Annotated in this window: 17 protein-coding genes and 1 pseudogene; 9 read left to right on the top strand and 9 right to left on the bottom strand. The window is 43.2% G+C overall.

The genetic code is table 11. The features are described 5' to 3' along the window. Positions 1-41: 41 nt before the first annotated feature. The 3 genes and pseudogenes from K5Q73_RS09345 to K5Q73_RS09335 all read left to right on the top strand — a co-directional run. Positions 42-142: pseudogene (locus tag K5Q73_RS09345) on the top strand (short-chain dehydrogenase); the annotation flags it as partial. 126 nt (positions 143-268) lie between these two features. Continuing rightward, a complete protein-coding gene (locus K5Q73_RS09340) occupies positions 269-496 on the top strand; it encodes a hypothetical protein (RefSeq protein ID WP_220760304.1) in 228 nt (75 codons plus the stop codon). A gap of 99 nt (positions 497-595) precedes the next feature. After that, positions 596-2,629, top strand: a complete 2,034-nt coding sequence (locus tag K5Q73_RS09335) for a prolyl oligopeptidase family serine peptidase (RefSeq protein ID WP_220760306.1) — start codon at positions 596-598, stop codon at positions 2,627-2,629. Positions 2,630-2,634: 5 nt separating this feature from the next. Here the strand turns inward: K5Q73_RS09335 and cueR are convergent, their stop codons facing one another. After that, the gene (cueR, locus tag K5Q73_RS09330) at positions 2,635-3,033 is read right to left on the bottom strand and encodes a Cu(I)-responsive transcriptional regulator (RefSeq protein ID WP_220760308.1); all 399 of its coding nucleotides are present in this window, start codon (positions 3,031-3,033) and stop codon (positions 2,635-2,637) included. Between the two features lie 97 nt (positions 3,034-3,130). On the opposite strand from cueR, the gene K5Q73_RS09325 reads away from it, so the two are divergent. The 5 genes from K5Q73_RS09325 (at position 3,131) to K5Q73_RS09305 (ending at position 11,701) form a co-directional block, all read left to right on the top strand. Continuing rightward, on the top strand, positions 3,131-5,380 hold the full coding sequence (locus K5Q73_RS09325) for a heavy metal translocating P-type ATPase (protein ID WP_220760310.1): 2,250 nt from the start codon (positions 3,131-3,133) through the stop codon (positions 5,378-5,380). A gap of 297 nt (positions 5,381-5,677) precedes the next feature. After that, the gene (locus K5Q73_RS09320) at positions 5,678-7,270 is read left to right on the top strand and encodes an ABC-F family ATPase (protein WP_220760312.1); all 1,593 of its coding nucleotides are present in this window, start codon (positions 5,678-5,680) and stop codon (positions 7,268-7,270) included. A 406-nt stretch (positions 7,271-7,676) separates the two neighbouring features. Continuing rightward, on the top strand, positions 7,677-8,162 hold the full coding sequence (locus tag K5Q73_RS09315) for a VOC family protein (protein ID WP_220760314.1): 486 nt from the start codon (positions 7,677-7,679) through the stop codon (positions 8,160-8,162). 649 nt (positions 8,163-8,811) lie between these two features. Next, entirely contained in the window at positions 8,812-9,891 is a 1,080-nt protein-coding gene (rodA, locus tag K5Q73_RS09310; protein ID WP_259650729.1) for a rod shape-determining protein RodA, read from the top strand. A gap of 601 nt (positions 9,892-10,492) precedes the next feature. Then, the gene (locus K5Q73_RS09305) at positions 10,493-11,701 is read left to right on the top strand and encodes a NupC/NupG family nucleoside CNT transporter (RefSeq protein WP_220760318.1); all 1,209 of its coding nucleotides are present in this window, start codon (positions 10,493-10,495) and stop codon (positions 11,699-11,701) included. Positions 11,702-11,850: 149 nt separating this feature from the next. On the opposite strand, the gene K5Q73_RS09300 is transcribed toward K5Q73_RS09305, so the two are convergent. The 8 genes from K5Q73_RS09300 to K5Q73_RS09265 all read right to left on the bottom strand — a co-directional run bounded on the left by K5Q73_RS09300 (position 11,851) and on the right by K5Q73_RS09265 (position 18,650). Beyond that, entirely contained in the window at positions 11,851-12,282 is a 432-nt protein-coding gene (locus K5Q73_RS09300) for a DUF2059 domain-containing protein (protein WP_220760320.1), read from the bottom strand. Between the two features lie 159 nt (positions 12,283-12,441). Continuing rightward, positions 12,442-12,705: a Rho-binding antiterminator gene (locus K5Q73_RS09295; RefSeq protein WP_220760322.1), complete on the bottom strand. Its 264-nt coding sequence runs from the start codon at positions 12,703-12,705 to the stop codon at positions 12,442-12,444. 431 nt (positions 12,706-13,136) lie between these two features. Next, a complete protein-coding gene (locus tag K5Q73_RS09290; RefSeq protein ID WP_259650730.1) occupies positions 13,137-14,267 on the bottom strand; it encodes a hypothetical protein in 1,131 nt (376 codons plus the stop codon). Between the two features lie 343 nt (positions 14,268-14,610). Further along, entirely contained in the window at positions 14,611-15,975 is a 1,365-nt protein-coding gene (locus K5Q73_RS09285) for a M17 family metallopeptidase (protein ID WP_220760324.1), read from the bottom strand. Between the two features lie 158 nt (positions 15,976-16,133). After that, on the bottom strand, positions 16,134-16,553 hold the full coding sequence (locus K5Q73_RS09280; protein ID WP_220760326.1) for a hypothetical protein: 420 nt from the start codon (positions 16,551-16,553) through the stop codon (positions 16,134-16,136). A gap of 81 nt (positions 16,554-16,634) precedes the next feature. Then, positions 16,635-17,399 (bottom strand): ribonuclease H family protein, encoded by a 765-nt coding sequence (locus K5Q73_RS09275; protein WP_220760328.1) that lies wholly within the window; start codon positions 17,397-17,399, stop codon positions 16,635-16,637. Positions 17,400-17,469: 70 nt separating this feature from the next. Then, positions 17,470-18,036: a DUF1415 domain-containing protein gene (locus K5Q73_RS09270; RefSeq protein ID WP_220760330.1), complete on the bottom strand. Its 567-nt coding sequence runs from the start codon at positions 18,034-18,036 to the stop codon at positions 17,470-17,472. 20 nt (positions 18,037-18,056) lie between these two features. Beyond that, positions 18,057-18,650, bottom strand: coding sequence for a LysE family translocator (locus K5Q73_RS09265; protein WP_220760332.1), 594 nt, complete (start codon positions 18,648-18,650; stop codon positions 18,057-18,059). Positions 18,651-19,428: 778 nt separating this feature from the next. On the opposite strand from K5Q73_RS09265, the gene K5Q73_RS09260 reads away from it, so the two are divergent. Beyond that, positions 19,429-22,350 (top strand): M9 family metallopeptidase, encoded by a 2,922-nt coding sequence (locus tag K5Q73_RS09260; protein WP_220760334.1) that lies wholly within the window; start codon positions 19,429-19,431, stop codon positions 22,348-22,350. Positions 22,351-22,505: the final 155 nt, after the last annotated feature.

Below are 22,505 nucleotides of genomic sequence, written 5' to 3'. Positions count from 1 at the left end.
CAGAAAATGGTGTCAATCAATGAGGACGTTTAGGCCAAGTTGAAGAGATTGCATCTACAGTAGGTTTCATTATTGAAAATGACGATATAACGGCTGGGTAAACGGCCGAGTATTTGAAATTGACGGCGGTATTCGTCTGTAACCTCAGTTTAATGTAAAAGATAAAAACGGGCCCAGGCCCGTTTTTTTATGCAATGAATATGGTATTTGAACAATCACTTAGCTATGGGTCATAATAATGAAATAACAAAAGGAGCATGGCAGCCGAATGGATAAGCTAGAAAGAGCGACAAAGTGGTTGATGTTAGTTGTAGGTTGCGTCGGTCTTCTGGTGATCTATTTGGGATTTTTCTATCTGCTTTTTACTGGCAAAAGTACGGCGGCTATTCCTTGGTATATCCTACTGTCGCCTTGGGTTTGTATCTTTTTTGGCTTAAACCAGCGCAAGCAGTTGGGGGTGATTAGATGGTTTGTTCGCAAGTGGACTCGAAAGTAACCAGCTGCAAATTTAGCTATCTGTATCTACCTGTATTGGTAATCGATTTTTACCGATAAAATTAAGATGGTTTTTAGGGACACAAATTTTAGGTATAAAATGAGAGCACTTAAAACAGCATTATTGGCCTTTGCGGGTCTGTTTACGCTAACAGGTTGTGATAGTGATCCTAAACGGAACGAAGCCGTTATGGCTCAATCTGCAATTGAAGGGGTCAGCATTGCCCAATATGGTAGCTGGGCCTCGCCTGTTACTCCAGAAGATGTGTACGATCTTGCCGACGATATTAGCGATGTCCGCGCCACATCCCAAGGCATTTATTTTGTTCAATCTAACGCGAACAATGGCGGAAAGAAAGCTGTCTATCGCATAGAGGCCGATGGCTCTGTGACTAAGCAAGTTTCATCAAACTTCGATATCCGCAGCCGAGTGCACGAATACGGCGGCGCGCCTTTTGCTGCTATTGGTAATAGCCTGTTTGCTACTAAATTTGCCGACCAAATTTTATATCGCATTGCTCCTAATCAAGCGCCATTTCCACTGACTCCCAATGGCACTCGCCATGCTGGGTGTATCTCTAACCCTAAGGGATCACGACTGATCTGTATCCGTGAAGATCATCGTGTTAAAGGCGAGCCTGTTAATAGCTTGGTTGGTATTAATTTAAGTTATGCCGATGAGGGCGAAACATTAATTTCAGGCGCCGATTTTTACTCTGCTCCTACGCTTTCTCCTGACCAGACTCAATTGGCTTGGGTGTCGTGGCAACATCCGAATATGCCCTGGGATGAGACTCAACTATGGATTGCCGATCTTGACGCTAAAGGTGCGATTCAAAACCCAAGGCAGATAAAGACCGAACAACAAGGCTCTATCACACAGCCCTTATTTAGTCCCACAGGTCAGCTCTACTTTGTAGCCGACTTTAATAATTGGTGGAATATCTACCGCCTAAATGAAGCACTTGAGCCTGAAATTGTGCTAGAGAAACAAGCTGAATTTGCTGTTGCCGACTGGCAAGTGGGTAAGCATAGCTACGCTTTTGAAAATGAGCATAGACTCGTGGCTAGTTATAATCATGACGGTAAAGCCGAGTTGATCCGCATAGACACCGTTAGTGGCGCCGTTGAGACCATAGCTGCTAACTTTGCCGAAATCGCCTATGTGACCCAAAATGGCAATGAAGTGTTGTTTGTTGGTGAAAAAGAGACGCCAGAGAAGGGGATCTACAAAATCCAGGGACGCTCGGCGCAGCTAGTTTATTCCCCAGAACTACCAGTAATGGATCCCAACTTTATCTCAAGGGCTGAGAGTTTGAGTTTCAAAACCGGTGGTGGCCAGTCCGCTCATGGTTACCTATACCACCCCAAAAACCCTAACTTTGCTGGGCCTCAAAACCACGAGCCGCCGCTAGTGATGATGTTGCATCAAGGGCCAACTGCTAAGGCAAGCCGCGCCTTTAGGCGGGATATCCAGTATTGGACTAGCCGAGGTTTTGCCGTTTTTGATGTCAACTATCGTGGCAGTACCGGTTTTGGACGAGACTACCGTAATAGCTTATATGGCAATTGGGGGAAGTCAGATGTAGAGGATGCCGTTCGAGCCGCAGGTTTCTTGGTAAATCGTGGTGATGTCGATGGACGTAAACTCGCCATACGTGGCAATCGTGCTGGTGGTTTTACCGCATTATCGGCTGTAGCCTATTACAGCACTTTTGGTGCGGGCGTGAGTTACTCAGGGATCAGTGATATGGAGGAGTTTAAGCGCACTGCACATAAGTTTGAATCGCGTTACTTATTGCGCTTACTGGGTGATTTAGATAATTATAAGCAGCGCTCTGCCATGTATAACCTTAAAGGGGTGAATGAGCCGTTATTACTTATTCAGGGAGTGAATGACTCTCTTATACCGGCCAAGCAATCATTGATTATGTATGAGGCAGTAAAGAGTAAAGGCATTCCGGTGGTGTACCTAGAGTTCAATGACGATGCAGCTAACCGAGTACCACCTGAGAGTAAGAAGCAGGCTTTAGAGGCCGAGCTCTCTTTCTATGGTCAGATCTTTGGTTTTACTCCAGCGGGCAGCATTCCAGCTTTGGCCATCGAAAATATCGATAACCTACGCCGTCGCTAGCTTTTTCACTTAGCAGAACAGGGTTGTTTTAAGCCTGTGAGTATGGCGCAGTTAGGCTGTTCACCACCTTGGCAGTCGTGAATGAGCTGGGCTAATTGATCTCTTAATATACCCAGTTGGCTTATTCGGTTTTCAATATCTTGCAGGTGGTGAGTCGCAACGGCTTTCACATCAGCAGCATTGCGACTGTGGTTATTTTGGAGTTCGAGCAGCGCCTTACAATCTTCCAAGGCAAAGCCTAATGCACGGCAATGTTGAATAAATTGCAGCGCTTCAATCGAGTCTTGGTTGTACTCACGGTAACCGTTGTCGCCTCGTTGGCCAAGCACCAGTCCAATATCGTGGTAATAACGGATACTCTTGACCGATAACCCAGTTAATTTTGCAACTTCCCCTATTTTCATCTTATCTCCTAAAATTAATCTTCATAGATGTTTGACTCTCCCCTTATGGGAGACATTACGCTTCATTCTATAAAGAAACAAATTAGGAAGTGTTCTGATGGCTAACATAAGTTTATATGTACCTAAGATGAGCTGCGCAAGTTGCGTAGCCAAGATTGAAACAGCCTTTGCAAATGCCAGCCGTAATGGCCAAGGTGATATTGCCGCAAGGGTGAATCTGGCCGATAAACTGGTACAGGTGTCGGGAGCTATCTCAGCCGAAGATGCCATACAGATAATCGCAAGTGTAGGCTATGACAGTGAAGCCATCATCGATGCACGCACAGCCGCAGAGCAAAAAGGCATCGATGAGCGTAAAGAGTATCGACTTAGGTTAATACAGGCTTCAATTGGCTTGGGTCTGGGTGTGCCTTTAATGCTTTGGGGCTTGCTCGGTGGCGAAATGATGGTGAGCAATGTTCAGCAGCAACAGGCTTGGGGGGGAGTGGGTGTAATCACTTTTTTGGTGATGCTATTTACCGGCCGGCACTTCTATCAGGGCATGTGGCGCGCCATTAAGGCTAAAAGCGCCAACATGGACACCCTTATCGCGTTAGGTACCAGTGCGGCGTGGATCTATTCAATGATGGTGGTGATTGCCCCCGAGTGGTTTCCAGCCGATACGCGGCATGTGTATTTCGAGGCCAGTGTGATGATTTTAGGTTTAATTAACCTTGGTCACGCATTAGAGCTGCGCGCTCGAGGCAAGACCAGTGAAGCGGTGCAGCGCCTTCTGGGTTTACAGGTAACGACAGCGATACGGCTGACTGACGATGGTGATGAAGAGGTTAAGATCAACCTGTTGCAAGTGGGCGACAGATTACGACTCAGACCTGGTGATAGGGTCGCACTCGATGGTGAGGTTTTAACTGGGGAGACTTTAATCAATGAGTCGATGTTGACCGGTGAGCCCATTCCTGTCCATAAGGTCGTGGGTGATAGCATTAGTGCTGGTACGGTCAATGGTAATGGATCGCTTATCTATAGCGTTACAGCATCGGCTAAAGATACTAAGTTGTCGAAGATCATAGAGTTAGTTCAACAGGCTCAGACTTCTAAGATGCCGATAGGCCGTTTAACCGATAAAATTTCAGCCTATTTTGTTCCTGCTGTGGTCGTTATTGCGATTATTAGTGCACTTATCTGGTATAGCCTTGGCCCACAGCCAGCGCTTTCTCATGCCTTAGTAGTACTGACCAGTGTCCTTATTATTGCATGCCCTTGTGCGCTTGGTTTAGCGACGCCTATGTCGATTATGGTGTCGGTTGGCCGCGCAGCGCAGATGGGCGTGTTAGTTCGTAATGGCGAAGCGCTACAAACTGCCAGTAAAGTCACTACTGTAGTGCTGGATAAAACCGGCACCGTGACCCAAGGCGCGCCAGAGCTAACCGATATACTCATGTTAAACAATGAGTCGGCTAAGAATGAATTACTTAAAAACGAGTTACTGAAAAATGTAGCTTCTCTAGAGCAGCACTCAGAACATCCACTTGCTAGCGCGATTATTGCCAAAGCTAAAAATGACGGTTTGCAGCTAGTTGAACCAGAGCAGTTTACTAATCATCAAGGCATGGGCATAACTGGGCAAGTGAATGGTCAGCAATACAGCGTGGGTAATTTAAGTTTAATGCAACAATTGCACATTGCTGAACCGACAGATTGCGAGCAGCTAAGTGCAGAGCTTGCAAGCCAAGCAAAAACGCCAATATTTGTCGCAGTAGATAAGCAGTTTGTTGCGATACTGGCGATTGCAGATCCAATAAAAACCGATGCTACAGAAGCCATTAGCGCCATGAAGGCGAAAGGCTTGAAAGTGATTATGCTCACTGGTGATAACCAGATTACAGCTAATGCAGTAGCGCAAAAAGTGGGGATTGAAACTGTGTTTGCCAATGTGTTGCCTGAGCAAAAGCAAGCTAAAGTGCTTGAGTTACAGCAAGCGGGTGAGGTCGTGGCGATGGTGGGAGATGGCATTAATGATGCGCCAGCACTCGTGAGCGCCGATGTTGGATTTGCTATAGGAGCCGGCACTGAAATTGCTATTGAAAGTGCAGATTTTACCTTATTGTCATCACGCTTAATGGTGATAAATGATAGCCTGTCGTTAGCTAAGGCCAGTATGACCAATATTAAGCAAAACCTATTTGGTGCGTTTATTTATAACAGCCTAGGGATCCCGGTCGCGGCAGGGTTATTGTTCCCATTTACCGGAATGTTATTAAGTCCTGTGGTGGCAGGGGCTGCAATGGCGCTGTCTTCGTTAACCGTGGTGACAAATGCCAATCGATTACGCAGGGTTAAACTGTAACCCTTTTGTTCAATTGACTGTTAATCGGGCGAGAAATTTTAGCTAAGTATGCTGTTCTGTATTTTACAGGCGAGTGTTTATAGTCAAATTAACTAAAATGTCATCTGAACGCCCCTTTGACAGTTGATAAATTAGGCTAAAATGCTATAGTATCGCGCTTAATTTTACAGGCTTGATGCCCGATGGCGTCAACCTTCGGCCAGTAGGTTGGTACTGAGTAGAACTTGGTATCGATTTACTGGTTTTTGTTTTATCTATGATGACGTTAATCATATAACCAAAAGCGGAATTGTCACTTTGATTACTACAGCTAATATCACCATGCAGTTTGGCGCTAAGCCACTGTTTGAAAACATCTCAATTAAGTTTGGCGGCGGAAACAGATACGGTCTGATCGGTGCCAACGGTTGTGGTAAATCAACCTTCATGAAAATCCTTGCTGGTGATTTAGAGCCAACTGGCGGTAACGTTTCATTAGACGTGAACGAACGTTTAGGTAAATTGAGCCAGAACCAATTTGGTTACGAAGAGTTCAACGTAGTTGATACCGTAATCATGGGCCACGCTGAACTTTGGAAAGTGAAGCAAGAACGTGACCGTATCTACTCGTTACCAGAAATGTCTGAAGAAGATGGTATCAAGGTTGCTGATCTTGAGATGGAATTCGCTGAGATGGACGGTTATACCGCAGAATCTCGCGCGGGCGAACTGTTAATGGGCGTAGGTATTGGTGTTGAGCAGCATTTCGGTCTGATGAGCGAAATCGCGCCAGGCTTTAAGCTACGTGTTCTTTTGGCTCAAGCATTGTTCTCAGATCCAGACGTACTGCTTCTTGACGAACCAACCAACAACTTGGACATCGACACCATTCGTTGGTTACAAGAAATGCTAAACCAACGTAACAGCACCATGATTATCATCTCGCACGATAGATATTTCTTGAACTCTGTTTGTACTCATATGGCTGACTTGGATTACGGTGATATCCGCGTATTCCCAGGTAACTATGATGAATACATGATGGCTGCACAGCAGTCACGTGAGCGTTTGATGTCTGACAACGCTAAGAAGAAGGCACAAATTGCTGAGCTTCAAGGCTTCGTTGCACGTTTCTCTGCTAACGCTTCTAAAGCTAAGCAAGCAACATCACGCGCTAAGTTAATCGATAAGATCAAACTTGACGAAATCAAAGCATCTAGTCGTGTTAACCCATTCATTCGTTTCGAACAAGAGAAGAAATTGTTCCGTAATGCCTTGGTGGTTGAAGACTTGTCTAAAGGTTTCGAGCATAACCTGTTTAAAGATCTTAACATTATCGCTGAAGTAGGCGAGCGTATCGCGATCTTGGGTGATAACGGTGTGGGTAAAACAACACTGCTACGTACTTTAGTACACGATATTCCACAAGACAGCGGTACGATTCAATGGTCTGAAAACTCAGCGATTGGTTACTACGCACAGGATCACGAGTCAGACTTTGCTAACGACATGACATTGTTTGAGTGGATGAGCCAGTGGCGCAAACCAGAAGATGACGACCAATCAGTTCGTGGTTACTTAGGCCGTATGCTGTTTGGTTCTGACGACATCAAGAAGTCAGTTAAAGTGCTATCTGGTGGTGAAAAGGGTCGTATGTTGTTTGGTAAGCTTATTATGCAAAAGCCAAACATCCTATTACTTGATGAACCAACCAACCACATGGATATGGAATCAATCGAGTCATTAAACAACGCACTTGAAATGTACGAAGGTACATTGTTGTTCGTCAGTCATGACCGTGCATTCGTATCGTCACTAGCGAACCGTATCCTTGAAATCACACCAAATGGCGTGAATGATTTCAAAGGCACATACGATGAGTTCCTAGCGAGCAAAGGTATTGAAGGTTAATTAACCTTGGTAAGTAAACCTAAAAAATAAAAGCCCGAGCAATCGGGCTTTTTTGTGTCTTTACAAAGAGCTAATCTCACCACGGAGCGCTTCGCTTTCACTAAGTTCACGGAGGGAAAGGTTAGAGCTTTACTGACCTCGCTGTTGCTTTTCTCTGTTGCTCTTCTTCGCGATCTTCGTGTCCTCAGTGGTGAAAAACTTTTGTCCAAAATTGAATTAACAGTCTTAATAGTAACAAGTACTAACGCTTATTAATCAACAAGCATAAAACCAACTACTGCACTCCACTATAAATAAATATTATCATTTTCATAAGTAATGATAATTTTAAGTTTTCATCTGCGCTACCTATAATCTCTCCATCGAAACGAGTAACCCATTACACAGATAAGTGTGGAGCAAAATTATGAAGATGAGTCATGTAGGTATTATGGTCGGTGATATGGATAAAGCCGTTGAGTTTTATACCAAAGCTCTGGGCTTAAAGCTGGTGATGGATAACACCAAAGTGGTTGAAGAGCGTGAGACTGCGATTGGTAGAATGTGTATTGCCGTGTTCGGTGAAGGCTTTAAAGGCTTTAATATTGCTCACTTAGTGACGACAGATGGCATTGGCGTTGAATTGTTTGAGATGGTTGATCGCCAAGAACGACATGAAGTCGATTTTTCACGTATTGGTATTTTCCACTTTTCACTACAGACAGATGACTTTGCTGGTGCAATTAAGCGTACTGAAGAGTTTGGCGGTAAGGTACGTATGGATATCATGCGATATCACCCAGAGGACGATAGCAAGCAAGCCAAAATGGTTTATTTAGAAGACCCATTTGGTAACTTGTTTGAACTGTACTCTCATACTTATGAAGAAACATACGCCTCTGACTACGAGTAGTTCATTGCGAAGTCGTTAAATGGGTAGGGCATAAACAGACTATGCTGAAATAGCCGGCTTTTAAATTGGTCAACAGTAAAATAAAAAAGGATTAGCACCAGCTAGTCCTTTTTTATTTTTAGCCCTAAACCACCTACTTCAGTAGATGGTTATCATCCATTAGGCTCTGCCTGAAGTATTTTCAACGACGTTATGGATTTACGACTTATAAGTTCACTTAAACATAGCTTAGTAACTTAAGTGATACGTGAGGTTTGCTGATAGTGCGGTGCAAGCTTCTAAATCAGGGCCACAAATGTTCCCTACATTTTGTTGGCATTTCCACCAATCCATGGCAGTCAGTGATTTAGTAGGACTGCTTAAGCGTCGTGGCTGAGGGCCTTTTAACTGTCGAGAGCTTAAAGTATCAGCTTTGCATCAAGTTAGCGGCATTACTCGTCGAATGTTATAGATTAAATAATCCTCTTTAAAAATCATTAGTAAGATTGAGCCGCCGCTTAACTGTTCAGTGCGGTGAAATATGGACAAAAATTAACTTAACAAGAAGATTTTTATAATTAAAAACGGTTTATACTCCCCGGAATTCTGATCACCACTTTGTTTATCTCTTTGGGTGATATTTGCTGTTTTATGTTGAATGAAGATAGAGATGTTTAAATATACCCCCCGAGTTGACTTCCCTTTATTACTGGCTATTTCGTTGTTGATTTTACTAGGTTCACTCACAGTGTGGAGTGCCAGTGGTTTTAGTGAGTCAATACTAGAGCGTCATCTGTTTCGAGCCTTTATTGCCATCGGCGCCATTGTTGTTATGTCTGTTGTCCCACCGCTAAGTTATAAACTAGCAACTCCATATCTATACGCATCGGCGGTAATTCTTCTGCTTGGCGTCATTTTGGTTGGTGATAGCACTAATGGTTCTCAACGATGGTTGGCTATTGGTCCGATTCGATTCCAGCCTTCAGAGTTAGTCAAGGTGGCTATTCCTTTGATGGTTGCTTGGATTCTAGTTGTTGAAGGTGGCCGTCCAGATATTAAAAAGATCCTTATCTGTTTGCTGGTTACTGCGTTTCCAGCTGGATTGATATTTATTCAGCCCGATTTAGATGGGGCTATATTTACAGTTATTTATGCACTATTTGTTTTGTATTTTGCAGGTATGAGCTGGAAAATTATCGGTTCATTTCTCGGCGGTGTCGCGATTACTATCCCCGTTTTGTGGGTGTTTGTTATGGAGGCCTACCAGAAAAAACGAGTCACTCAATTTCTGGATCCAGAATCAGATCCTTTAGGTTCGGGTTACCAGATTATTCAATCATTGATTGCAATAGGTTCAGGTGGGATGCATGGCAAAGGTTGGTCAAATGCTACACAGGGGCAACTTGGCTTTATTCCGGAGAGTCATACAGACTTTATTTTTTCAACTTATGCAGAGCAATGGGGCTTTATAGGCTGCTTACTCTTAGTCGGGCTGTACTTGTTTATTACAGGGCGAGTCATTTGGTTAGCGTACCAATGTAAATCGTCATTCAATCGCCTAGTAAGCGCTGCGTTTGCGCTAAGTTTTTTCTTATATGCGTTTATTAATATGGGGATGGTGAGCGGATTACTACCGGTAATGGGCAGTCCATTACCCTTTTTTAGCTATGGTGGTACAGCCATGATCACTCAAGGCATTTGTTTTGGGATAATAATGTCCCTTTGCTTACACAAACCCTATAAACCATAACAACAATGCAGAGCTGCCGAAATAAGCTTTAAATGTTTAGCTGTTACTAACTTACGTGATCGCGATCTCATACCTGTGGTTGGTAGATCGCTTTGGCAGCACATTCTGTAATTTTATTAGATTAACATCTTTTAATGTAAGCTAGCATTTGTATAATTCCGTTCCGGCTAGAACGCTTAGTTCATTGCCACGTTAATACAAGCCGCTACATGGATATGTGATCAACCCACGGAGTTGGACCGGCGAAACTTTTGTAAGTTTTTAGGTGCTTCATTCTTGTATCAATGGCCGGACACTCAAATCGCTCGACGCTAAATGGCTGGAATATTCCTAGCTCGTTAGTCGACGTCAAATGTCGCTTTCATTTAAGCATTCCCCATAATCTATACATTTGCGACCGCCTGCTATACCAATCTGTATAAAGATGTAATCGCCTTTTAGGAGTGTTTTTGCTGCCTACTTCAGCGTTGAATGACTTCACAAGGAAACAAACATTCCGTTAGTCATTCGCCTTGAATTAGTTGGCCAAAAAAACTCTGAGTAGATCACTTTCTTATACTGTTCGGTAATAACTCTTTATATATAAAAATTGAGATAAATTATGCAGTTGTTGATCAGTTTAGTTGGAATTTCTTTTCTCGTTCTCTGTGGTTGGGTTTTCTCTGAAAATCGCCATGCGATTAAATGGCGAACAGTGCTAGGCGCATTTGCCTTGCAAGCTTCGCTAGCAGCCTTAGTCTTGTATGTGCCTATGGGGCAAAACATTCTAGGCTCAGTGAGTCAGGGAGTTGCCTCTGTCTTAAGTTTTGCCGATGAAGGGATTAACTTTTTATTTGGCGACCTTGCCACTAATAGCTTTGTATTCGCTATTCGAGTGCTTCCTCTGGTTATCTTTATCAGCGCCTTAATCTCTATGCTGTATTACTTCGGTATCATGCAGTGGGTGATTAAAATTATTGGCGGAGGCTTGCAGAAAGTCCTTGGTATAAGCCGTGCTGAATCACTGGTGACCACAGGTAATATCTTTTTAAGCCAAGGTGAATCGCCGCTGCTGGTTAAACCTTTCTTACCTAAGATGACACGTTCAGAGTTATTTGCGGTGATGACGGGCGGTATGGCATCGGTGGCTGGCAGCGTTTTAGGTGGCTATGCGGGGTTGGGCGTTGAGCTTAAATACCTGATTGCGGCAAGCTTTATGGCGGCGCCTGGTAGCTTGATGATGGCAAAACTATTGGTGCCGGAAACAACCTCTCCACAGTCGCAGCAAAGTGTTGATATGAGTCAGAGTGAACACGGTAACGTGATTGATGCACTAGCCTCTGGTGCGATGAATGGTATGCGTGTGGCAGTGGCTATCGGTACCATGCTATTAGCCTTTATCAGTGTTATAGCCATGTTTAACGCAGGTCTTGAGCAAGTGGGCACCTGGTTTAATCTTGAAGGTGTGACCATGCAAAGCTTGCTGGGTTACATTTTTGCACCTGTGGCGTTTTTAATTGGTGTGCCAGTTAGTGAGATGATGCAGGCGGGTAGCTTTATCGGCCAAAAGCTAATCCTTAACGAGTTTGTAGCCTTTATGGATTTCACCGAAGTTAAAGAACAATTATCAATGCATTCTCAAGTGATCATTACCTTCGCTTTATGTGGTTTTGCTAACATTGGCTCGATTGCAATTCAGTTAGGTAGTATCGGGGTGATGGCACCAGAGCGTCGTAGCGAAGTGGCTAACTTGGGCTTAAAAGCGGTATTAGCCGCAACTTTGGCAAACTTAATGAGTGCCGCTCTGGCAGGTATTTTTATTAGCCTATAATGTGGCATCGATTGTCATTTAAATGGTCAGGCGACTTATGGGTGTGACATAACAAAAAGAGCAGCTTAGCTGCTCTTTTTGTTAATTTATTTTATTAATTTATTTGCAGTTATTTAGGCAGCTTTAGCCCTTTGTTCTAGCTAGCTTACCTATTGTTTCTGTATTTGATATTTAGTCATTACATCTTGCGCTACGGCTTGTCCCCATTGCTGGCCAGCCATCATCGACTCCTGCATGATAAGAGGCTGTACCTTGATAAGCTTTTTACCCGCAGGAGTATCATAGAAGTCATTTAGCGCTTGAACTTCCTCTTCTGTTAGGTATTTCTGGTAAATAGGCACAGTCATTTCAACTAAGTCTTCAGGATTAAACTCCGACAAATAGTCGGTCCAAAAGGCTTCAGGGGCATCGGGGATCAGGTTTTTCAGCGCGGGGAGCATTTGATTCATTGCTTGTACACCAAGTTCTCCTGCGCCAGTCTTATTCATCAGGTGTTTTACACTTTCAGCAGAGGCTTGCTCGGCAAAGGCATTGTGAGAAAAGGCAAACGTGGCTAATAGAGGAAGTAATGCGAGTTTCATAATGAGCATCCTGCTAGTTATAAGTGAGTGGAAAAATGGATTGAGACTCGCCGTAAGCGATTAACAAGGCAACACAATAAAGCACAGTAGTTTGAAGTTAAAGGTAAATTTAGTGTCGAGGTTGAATACCGCTTTGACTATGCCATTAAGGAACGGTTGTTAGGGATTAAACTCAATATAGTGTAAGTGTGGGTTGTCGATACACACCTCAAGGCTGGCGATATCATCGAGAATAACCAGTTGTTCTGCCGCAGCGCCTTCGTCTTTAGCTTTACCAAGCTTAATGCACTCTTGCTTAAGCTCATCCCTAACAGTATCTATCGCTACGCCATTTAAGATAGTAGCGTCTTTTAAGCGGATTTTTACTGGATAATGGTATAAGCAGACGATTTCGATATAGTCATATTGGTTACAGCTAATCATATTACCACCTTAGAACTGTAAGCTTGAAAAGAGCTATGACAGCTTACTTTACCTTAACCTGTAAATTATCTCATTGCTTAATAATTAGATAGTTTACACTCGATTTGTCTTATTCAGTGAATGACTAAAATAGGCTGTAGGAAATAGTTACTGGCAGCCGTTATAGGTATTAGTTATAAGTATTATTTACAGGCGTTAGTGACAGGAGTTAGTCATTGGTGTTAGTAACTGGTGTTAGTCAAAGGGATTGGTAACTGGTAAAAGATGAGTCGCTAGATGGTAAAAAGGCCGAGAGGCTAGGGGGGGAGTTCACACAGGGTTAACTGGGTTAGAAACCGTTATTAACCCTATGTGACAGCGACTCAAATTAGCAAGTCGCCAAGTTATCAATACTAGTCATCTATACTAGTTATCAATACTAGTCATTAATATTAGAAGTAGTAGCTAACACTAACGTTAAATAGTGAGTGGAAATCGTCATTTTCATGTTCGATTCCTAGACCTTGTTGGCCACCGATCCATACAGCGTTCTTGCCGTAGATGTGGTCTACGAAGATGTAGAAATCAGAAACCGCAATGCTCATACCTGTAGTGTTAATAACTGAGTCATTCAGTTTAGCATTCACATCAGTATCAGGAGTTAAGTGGCTGTAGTCGTTGTACAGAGTCACAGTACCCCAGTCATAACCGATAGACTTAGCGATGTTAGCAGCGAAGATTTGACCTTTAGCGGCTACTTCATAAGCGCCTTCTGCCATTTTCATCGCGTATAGGCCATTGCTCTTGCTATCGTACTGATCGTAGTCGTAGTCAACCATCTGTAGTTGTAACTGATAACCACTGTACTGTGCATCTAAGCTTAACGCATAAGCAGTAGAAGTACCGTTGTCATCATGAACTGTGTCATATAGCTGACCGTACTCTAATGATGCACCTAGTTGTACTGTTAACTCGTCAAAGTCTAGAACGTAAGACTGACGAATGTTAAATGTGTTGGTTTCTTCATTGTTATACTCAGTACCATTTACGGTCCCAGTATAAGCGTCAGCCGCGTAACCGCGCTTATCAGATGCGCCGTATTCACTGTTCTTGAAGAAGGCGATTTCAGATGTCCAAGCGCCGCTGTTGTAGATAGCTTTTAGACCTAGATCGTAGTCATCTTCAAAGCCCATGTAGTAGTTGATACTTTCCCACCAGTTGTGAGAGATAAAGCTCTTGTTACCAAATGGCTTACCAACAACACCACCCTGGAACTGCCAATCTTCAACACCATCGTAAGCTGCATAGGCGTACTTGATGAAATGGTTGCTTGAAGAGTTTTTGAAAACATACTTAGCACTTGCAGACCAGTTTTCACTAATCTCGCTATCAATATCAAGTTCTAATGCGTCAAATGCGAAGGTGCCGCCATTTGATTTTGAAGACTCATTAGCATCATCAATAAAGTATTTAACTTTAACTGCGCCGCCAATATCCACTGAAGGTTTGAATTCATCTGCCATTACAACCGTAGGGGCGCCAAGTAGCGCTCCAATTAAAATAGATAACTTTAACTTTTTCACTTTTTATTCTCGTTTATAATCCGACATTGGATTTACGGGCTAAATAATATCTATATTTGGGTAGGATATTGTGACTGAATACGCAATCATAGTAGTGACATAGCATCGATTGATTAATATTGTGAACTAGGTGATATTTTGAAGGGAACTTTTTAAGCTTTTCGTGGTCTGGAAAATGATCTTAAATAGCATCATTTCAATAGCCAGTTTATTTGTTGGCAGTCTGTTAATACCAATTAGTATAAAGGTTTGATTGCTCAGCGAGAGTTTAGCTATTTTTAAATCTGTTTTAAAAGAAAAGACCCGTAATCCACGGGTCTTTATGTTGATTTGTCGGCAATCGCTAAATTGCAGTAAAACGATTTTGCAGATAATCAAATACTGCACGGATACCAAATGCTTCACCGCCCACTGGGCGCCCTGGTAATTTACGCACATTGTAGGCCATAACGTCAAAATGGCTCCAGCTAATATCTTTATCGACAAATTCTTCTAAATAAAGTGCTGCGGTAATTGCGCCGCCGAACGGTGTGGTTGCGCAGTTGGCAATATCGGCAATATCGCTGCCAGTCAGCGCCATATAAGGCTTATGCAGAGGCATACGCCACACAGGGTCATCAACCTTTAGGCCTGATGCAGTAAAGCCTGCTGCTACTTCTTCGTCATTACTGAAAAAGCCGGGCAACTCTGTACCTAATGCAATACGCATAGCGCCTGTAAGGGTGGCAAAGTCGATAATCAGTTCAGGTTTGTCGTTGTTGGCTTCAGCTAATGCGTCACACAAGACTAAACGACCTTCGGCATCGGTATTGTCTATTTCTACGGTAATGCCTTTACGAGTGGTGATCACATCACCGGGTCTAAAGGCGTTCGCCGATACTGCGTTTTCAACCGCAGGTACTAGCACGCGTAATCGTACTGGTAAGTTATGCGCCATGATGAGCTGAGCTAGACCGATAACATGGGCTGCGCCGCCCATGTCTTTCTTCATTAAGCGCATGCCTGAAACCGGTTTGATATCGAGCCCGCCAGAATCAAAACAGACTCCTTTGCCGACTAAGGTCAGTTTTGGCGCGGATTCATCGCCCCAAGTAAGATCGATTAACCGTGGCAGATTTTCACTGGCGCGGCCAACCATATGAATCGTTGGGTAGTTTTGCTCAAGCAGTTCATCGCCTACTATTTGACTTATGCATGCACCAAATTCCTCTGCCATAGCCAGCATGATGTCCCCTAAATGTTGCGGCATCATATCGGCAGCTGGGGTGTTGACTAGATCTCGCACCAAAGATACTGAGCGAATAAACTTATTGGCTTCATCGGCCTGAGCCTGAGTGGGCACGACTAACACAGGGAACTGTTTTTGGCTCTTTTTATAACGGTCGAACTGATATGCTCCTAGCCCCCAGCTAAATGCAGCCGTTCTTATTAGCTGTTCATCGCCTTGAAGTTCATATTGACCTGCCGGCAGTTGATTAACTAAGTCGCCACACAGCCAGTATGAATCCTCGCTGTCGCTGACAAAAATCACTTGCTCTAAGTCACCCTCGGCGCTTGGAATTAAACTTGCGCCTTTGCCTTTGAATTGGGTGCTATTAAGCCAGTTTTGAATACGCGGAGCTTGCTGCTCACGCCAGTTGTTGAATGATCCGCTATTGAAAATAGATAAAGGGATGCCAGAAGCACCAGAGATAATAAGGTTGCTCATGTAAGGACTCATTTTTGTTATTAAATTGCTTAGGGGTAGAGTATCAGGCAATACTCTTAGGAGAAAGGTGACGACGGAAATTTAGCGCTAGACTTGAATCTTACTTATATTTAGGCGACTTGTTAAGCATAGGTTGCTAAATAAAAGCGGACCAGGAATTATTTTGTTTGTTCAGAGCTAGATTGTAGCCTTGTTTGGCTAGCGACACGCCTCATATTCGCTTTACGTTCAGACATGTTATTAAACGAGCTAGGTAAAACATCGACGCCGACAATTTTACCAAGTTTGACCACCACAGGTATGGTGACTGGGGCAAAGGGTAATACGGCAAACATGCCTAACCCAAGACCTTTTAGGAGATCTGCAAACTGCTTATTAGCTTGAGTAAGCTCTTCGTTCGAAGCTTGTCTACGTGTGTAGCGCTTGTAGGTGACTAACATATCTTTAGTCTCCTGTTTCTCTTGAGAAAGCGCATCTTTTAACACCAACATGTCGCGCTTTAGGCGCAGCCAGAATCGACGCTTACCGATACGGATAACGCGAATAGGGGCTTTATGTAAGTGGACGTAGATTTTCATGGCGTGGATTGTCGCATAGTCGATGCTTTAAACCTATTTTTTAGACTTAATAAATACAAAACACCGACTAATGTCTAAATACTAACCTGCACGTAGGCTAAGAATATCAGCCAGTACAATCGGGTCTGGATAACGGCAAAACGCTGGATCTTTTTGGTCGATAGCGTAAATCGACATGCGGTCAGCCAGTTCGTTACCTTCGATACCAACGTGAGCGGCAACGTGTTGAATGTTGAGTTTATCTTTTAGTGAGTCATACAGCGCATGAGACTGCTGAATGATATCTAAGTTTTTGATATCGCCAGCAACTTTACGCTTCCAACCCTTGGTTTTCCAGCCGTAAGCCCAGTTTGTGATGCAGTTGATTGAGTACTGCGAGTCACTTAAAACCTGCACAGTTAAGCCTTGTTTAAGAGCATTTTCGGCAATTAATAGTGCTTGATGTAAAGCGTTTAGCTCGGCAGAGTTATTGGTGCCATTAGCGTTATAGAGGCCGTAATACAGCTCTGAAAGTACGGCATTACGATAAACAGCCACTCCTGAGCCCGCTTTGCCAGGATTAGGCTCACAGCCGCCATCGGTAAAAATAGACACATCACAGCGGTTTAGGTTGATATCTAGGCTGGCTTTAGCGGCAGTTTTGGCTTTGGCAGGACCTGATGTCGCTTTTTTAGTCGCACTGCTGTAACTCGGCGCTTTGGCAAAGGCTGCCTTGGCTTCGGCTTCCGTAGGGAAAGACTTATATTTGGCCTGAGGAAATTTGTCGACCTGCTTTTTGGTGTAATCCCAGCTGGTAAAAATACCGGTTTCACGGCCAGCCCATACTACGTAATACTTTTTAGCCATGCAGCTTATGTCCTAATTCTGGGGAATAATTATTTGGCCACCATAACCAGGTAGCCATAGAAAGAGATTGTTATTTGCTCTTCTTGCAGTGTGCGAGCAAGTTAACAAAGAACTCACTGCCTTTACGCTCGGCAAAAGCGATGTTGCGCTCAGGGATAGTCTCTGGCTCATCGTAAGTGGCGAGCGCCAACTCCATGCTCGCTTCACGAATAATATGTAAAGTTGGATAAGGTGAGCGGTTGGTATAATTAGCTGCCGAGTCTTGAGCTTCATCTTCAAAGCAATAGTCTGGGTGAAAGCTTGCCAGTTGATATTCACCTTCATAGCCTTGTTCGATAAGCAGGTCATTAGCGATATCGACTAAGTCGAGATAGAGGTAAAAGCCCTCAAAGCCTCTAGGCAGAATAAATAAGGTCGTTTCAATATCGGTGTGTTCATCGAGAAAAACACACTCATCGATTAGTGCTTGCAGTACATCCTGCATGCGAGACTCATCGATGACGGCATATCTGATACTGGCGCGCTCGACTTCGCGTCTAGCAAAAGGACAGATGTTATATTTCATAATCACCTGTTTTACCCAGTTTTCGGTTTCTGTTGCGTACGCTTGTAATTCGGGAGTGATTACCTGAGTCATCAGATGCTGCCTTTGATAAGTTATGGCCGGATCATAGGTAGGATCGATAGTACAAGCAAGAGCGCCATAGTGACATTAAAGATTTTTTGCTGTTTTTGATTCTTTAATATGCGTTTTAGCGCTACGCCAAATCCTAGCCAAACAAAGGCGCTAGGTAGGGCGACTACAAAAAAGACTAAAGAGATGGTTAATACCTGAGGCGCTAGTGTTTGGCTCATGCTAGTAAAAGCCGCAACAGCGCCGATCCCCATTATCCATGCTTTAGGATTAACCCATTGAAATGCAGCAGCTTGAATAAAGGTGAGAGGAGAGGGAGTATCTTTTCCGTTCATTTTGGCGCTGCTATTAGCAATTAGCCATGCTAAATACAGCATATAACTAATGCCAACATATTTGATGACGGTGTGCAGTATAGGAAAGCTGACAAATACCGCACTTAAGCCTAAGCCTATTGCTAGCACCATTGCAGGAAACCCTATGCAGATCCCAAACAGGTGAGGCAGGCTGCGTTTTACCCCGAAGTTAACGCCAGAAGACATTAACATGATGTTATTTGGACCTGGGGTGATCCCTGAAGAAAATGCGAAAAGTGCAATTGTTAGAATAAGTTCCATATACAGCGTCAATACCTGCTACATGCCCATGTTCTGTGGCTCGAAAGGGCTAAATAGTAAAAAGAAGGTCAATAGTAGCGTGATCAGACTACAGGCGTAAAAGTCTAATTTTTATCGCTTTGCTTATAACCACTTAGAAATATGTTATTTCTTTTTGTTATACGTACTTCATAATAATTTAATATTGAATTTTTAGTCACTTTGAATGGGTTATTAACAACCTTATACCTGCTTGGCTTTCACTAGGTTATTTTTTGACGATGATAAAATAACTGAATCCTAAAGTCATAAATATCATGACGGCTAGGGGCTACCATCACTCATTATCCATTGCGATAGTGCACTCTACGACTTTAGTGCTAACTTTATGTTCTACTGAGAAAATCCTAGATATTTAGATGTTGCTCAAATAGAGGGAAACATATTTAGTTTCGGTTGTTTAGCGTTAACTGATAGCACCATCATGGCTTACTCAGTGACTTGTTATCAGTTTTAGCATGGTGATTGTAACTGTTTAACTGGAGTAAAGTTTTTGACACTTGAATGTTCATTCACTAAATCTTTGTATATGTGCATACTTACCAATATTTGAGTGATTTTTTTGCTTGCATGTGGATATTGTATAAATTATAAATTGGATCATCTTTTTAACGAAAGATTAACAAATATAAAAATATCGCAACAGCAAGCGCGACAAGTAAAACCTTGTATCAGTCTGATTATCACTTCCCTGTATTAGGTGGTTTAACGACATAGTCGCGAATAATTGGAGTCAAACATGTCAATCAAATCATCTAAGTCACAAGCTAGAAAAGGTCAGTTTAAAGTTCATGCTTTAGCACTTGCTTGTTCTGCTATTTTGTTTCCAGGAGCTGCAATTGCTCATAGTGAGAGTGCACCTTCAACTAAAGAAGCATCTAAAGCTCCTCATGGTACTGAACTTAAAAACCGTTTCGATAAAGGTGCAAATGTACCAGGTACACAAAAAGATGCAGAGAAAACACAGCGTCAGAACATTGATAAGAGCCAAGCTAAAAAAGTAGAAGCACCAGCAGGGGCTATTGGTGCAGTCGGCCCTGCTGCTGAAACTGACGCTGAAGTATGTAGCGCAGAACTTTCAGCCTTAAGTGGTCAAGACTTGTTTGATTATGTGAGAGAAGCCGATATTTCATGTATCTCTGCGCTTTATTCACGTAACGATGCAGTATCAGTTGCAGCTTTCCAGAGCGAGAATATTGTTGCTGTTGCAAATCTTACAGCATCTATGGCTGCAACCTATGACAGCAGCACAGGTTATGAACTGCGTAACTTGTTCTATTACTTACGTGGTGCATTTTATATTGAGTTCTACAACGACGACCTAAACTATAGCGACACTCAAGCTGCAGACGCTCTTTATGGCGCATTAGTAGAGTATTCGAAGAATCCAAAGTTGTTTGAAATTACTCATTCAGCTGGCGACACCTTGATGGAGTTCTTTACATCATGGGCGAGTGCCGATCATATCCTAGAAAGTGTGCCGGTGATCACCGATTACTTACAGATGTTTAATGCAGACTTTTTAGCAAGTAACCGTCACCGCGCAGCAATGACGAGTGCATTAACAACTCTTTATTACGGTAGTTGGGCAGAAGATTACAATAGCAAAGCACTAGAGCACGGTGAGCTGATTGATGCGCTGCTTAAAATTGCCACATCTGATTATATTATTAATTCTGATTACCAGTATGAATCAACAGATGCGTTTCATGAGTTTGGCCGTTTTTATGAATATCAAGCGTACTGGGATCTACCTGAAAGCTTTAAAACACGTTTGAATGATGGCGTTCAGCAGTACATGAATAAGTTTGAACGTGCTTCTGCAGAGTGGGCAGATGCAGCGGGTTACCTTGATTACTATAACCCTGGCGATTGTGAAAGTTTTGGCATTTGTGGTTGGGAAGAAGAGCTAGAGCAAGCAGCGCTACCAATTAACTACAGCTGTAGCGATACCATTTATATTCGTGCCCAACAGCTAACTAATGACGAGCTACAACAATCTTGTGATCTAATGGGCGCAGAGGAAGTGTTATTCCATGACGTACTTGGGACTGGCAACCAGCCTGTTGCGGATGATTACAACGAAAGCTTAGAAGTCAACATCTTTGACAGCTACGACGACTACGCTCAGTACGCTGGGGTGATTTTTGGGATCAGTACCAACAACGGTGGTATGTACCTGGAGGGGACGCCATCACAAGAAGGTAACCAAGCCCGCTTTATTGCCCATGAAGCAACATGGACTGAAGATATTCTAGTTTGGAATTTGAAGCACGAATATGTGCATTATCTAGATGGTCGCTTTAACCTTTACGGTGCGTTTAACTACTTCGATATCGATACAGGTAAGTCGGTATGGTGGACAGAAGGTCTAGCAGAGTATATTTCTAAGCAAAATCGTAACGATGGCGCTGTTGATATGGGCCGTTCTAAGGAATATAGCTTAGCTGAGATCCTTGGTAACACTTATAACAGTGGTTCAGACCGTGTTTATAGCTGGGGCTATCTAGCTGTGCGTTTCTTATTTGAAAAACATAGAAGCGATGTTGATGCTCTACTGGTTCTTGCTCGTGGTGGCGATGCCGATGGTTGGTTGACGTATATCGACAACACGATTGGTGAAAACTATAACGATGAGTGGTATGCATGGTTAGAGTCAGTAACAAGTAATAATGACACAATCAGCACAGGTATTGTGCCACAACCTGTCGACTCAGATGGCGATGGTGTACCTGATTCACAAGATGCATTCCCGAATGATCCATCTGAAACTCATGATACAGATAACGATGGTGTAGGTGATAACGCTGATGAGTTCCCTACAGACGCGTCTGAAACTCGCGATACCGATGGCGATGGTGTAGGTGATAATGCCGATGCTTTCCCAACAGATCCTACTGAGTGGGCTGATTCAGATGGTGATGGAATTGGTGACAATGCTGACGTTGATGGTCCAAGTGAACCTATTGAGAATTGTGGTGCAGCAACCATTAGAGATGGCAAGCTAACTCACGATAAGGTTGAGTGTGTTGAAGGTACGGATATCAACTACTTCTACACCTATATCGAAGAAGACAACACACAGCTTTATCTAACTACTTCAGGTGGTGAAGGTGATGTTGACTTGTTCTTCAACCAAGATATTTGGGCTAAGCCACAAGATTTTGATGCGCGCTCAGAAAATGATGGTAACGAAGAGTCAATTAGCGTTATTGCCAACCGAGGTTGGGTATATGTGAGCTTGTTAGCATATCAAGATTTTGAAGGTGTAAGCCTTAAAGTAAGCCTGTCTGATGGCGGCGATACGGTTACTCCACCAACAACAGTTGCAGATGCCTGTGCGACCCAATCTCCATATGGCTATGGCGGAGTTGAGTTTGGTGAAGCAATATGTATTGAAGATGGTCATTCAAGCTACTACTTCTACGTACCAACAGGAACAGAAGAAGTCAGTGTTGCAAGTGCTAACGGTACAGGTAACGTAGACCTTTACGGTAACAGCCAAACTTGGGCAGGTCCTAACTCTTATGAAGTTAAGTCTGAGAGCCAAGGAAATGTTGAAAGCCTAACGATTAATGCTCCTGCAGAAGGTTGGTATTACATCAGTGCTGATGGCGCGCCATCAAGTGAAGGTGCAAGCTTAGTGGTTAACATTAAGTAAGTACGACTTTAACAAGCCAAAGTAAGTAATTAAGCCGACTCTTTATGAGTCGGCTTTTTATTTGGGATTAAAAAATACCTTAGCTAAATTAGCTTTTACTGTCGACAGCAGCTTATTAGTCAGGTTAGGTTAATGTTTAAGGTGTTACGCTGGAG

This window comes from Shewanella sp. MBTL60-112-B2 (assembly GCF_019655055.1).
In the GTDB taxonomy this organism is placed as follows: domain Bacteria; phylum Pseudomonadota; class Gammaproteobacteria; order Enterobacterales; family Shewanellaceae; genus Shewanella.
Note: the sequence above shows the minus strand (reverse complement) of the source record. Positions and strands in the feature narration are given on the sequence as shown.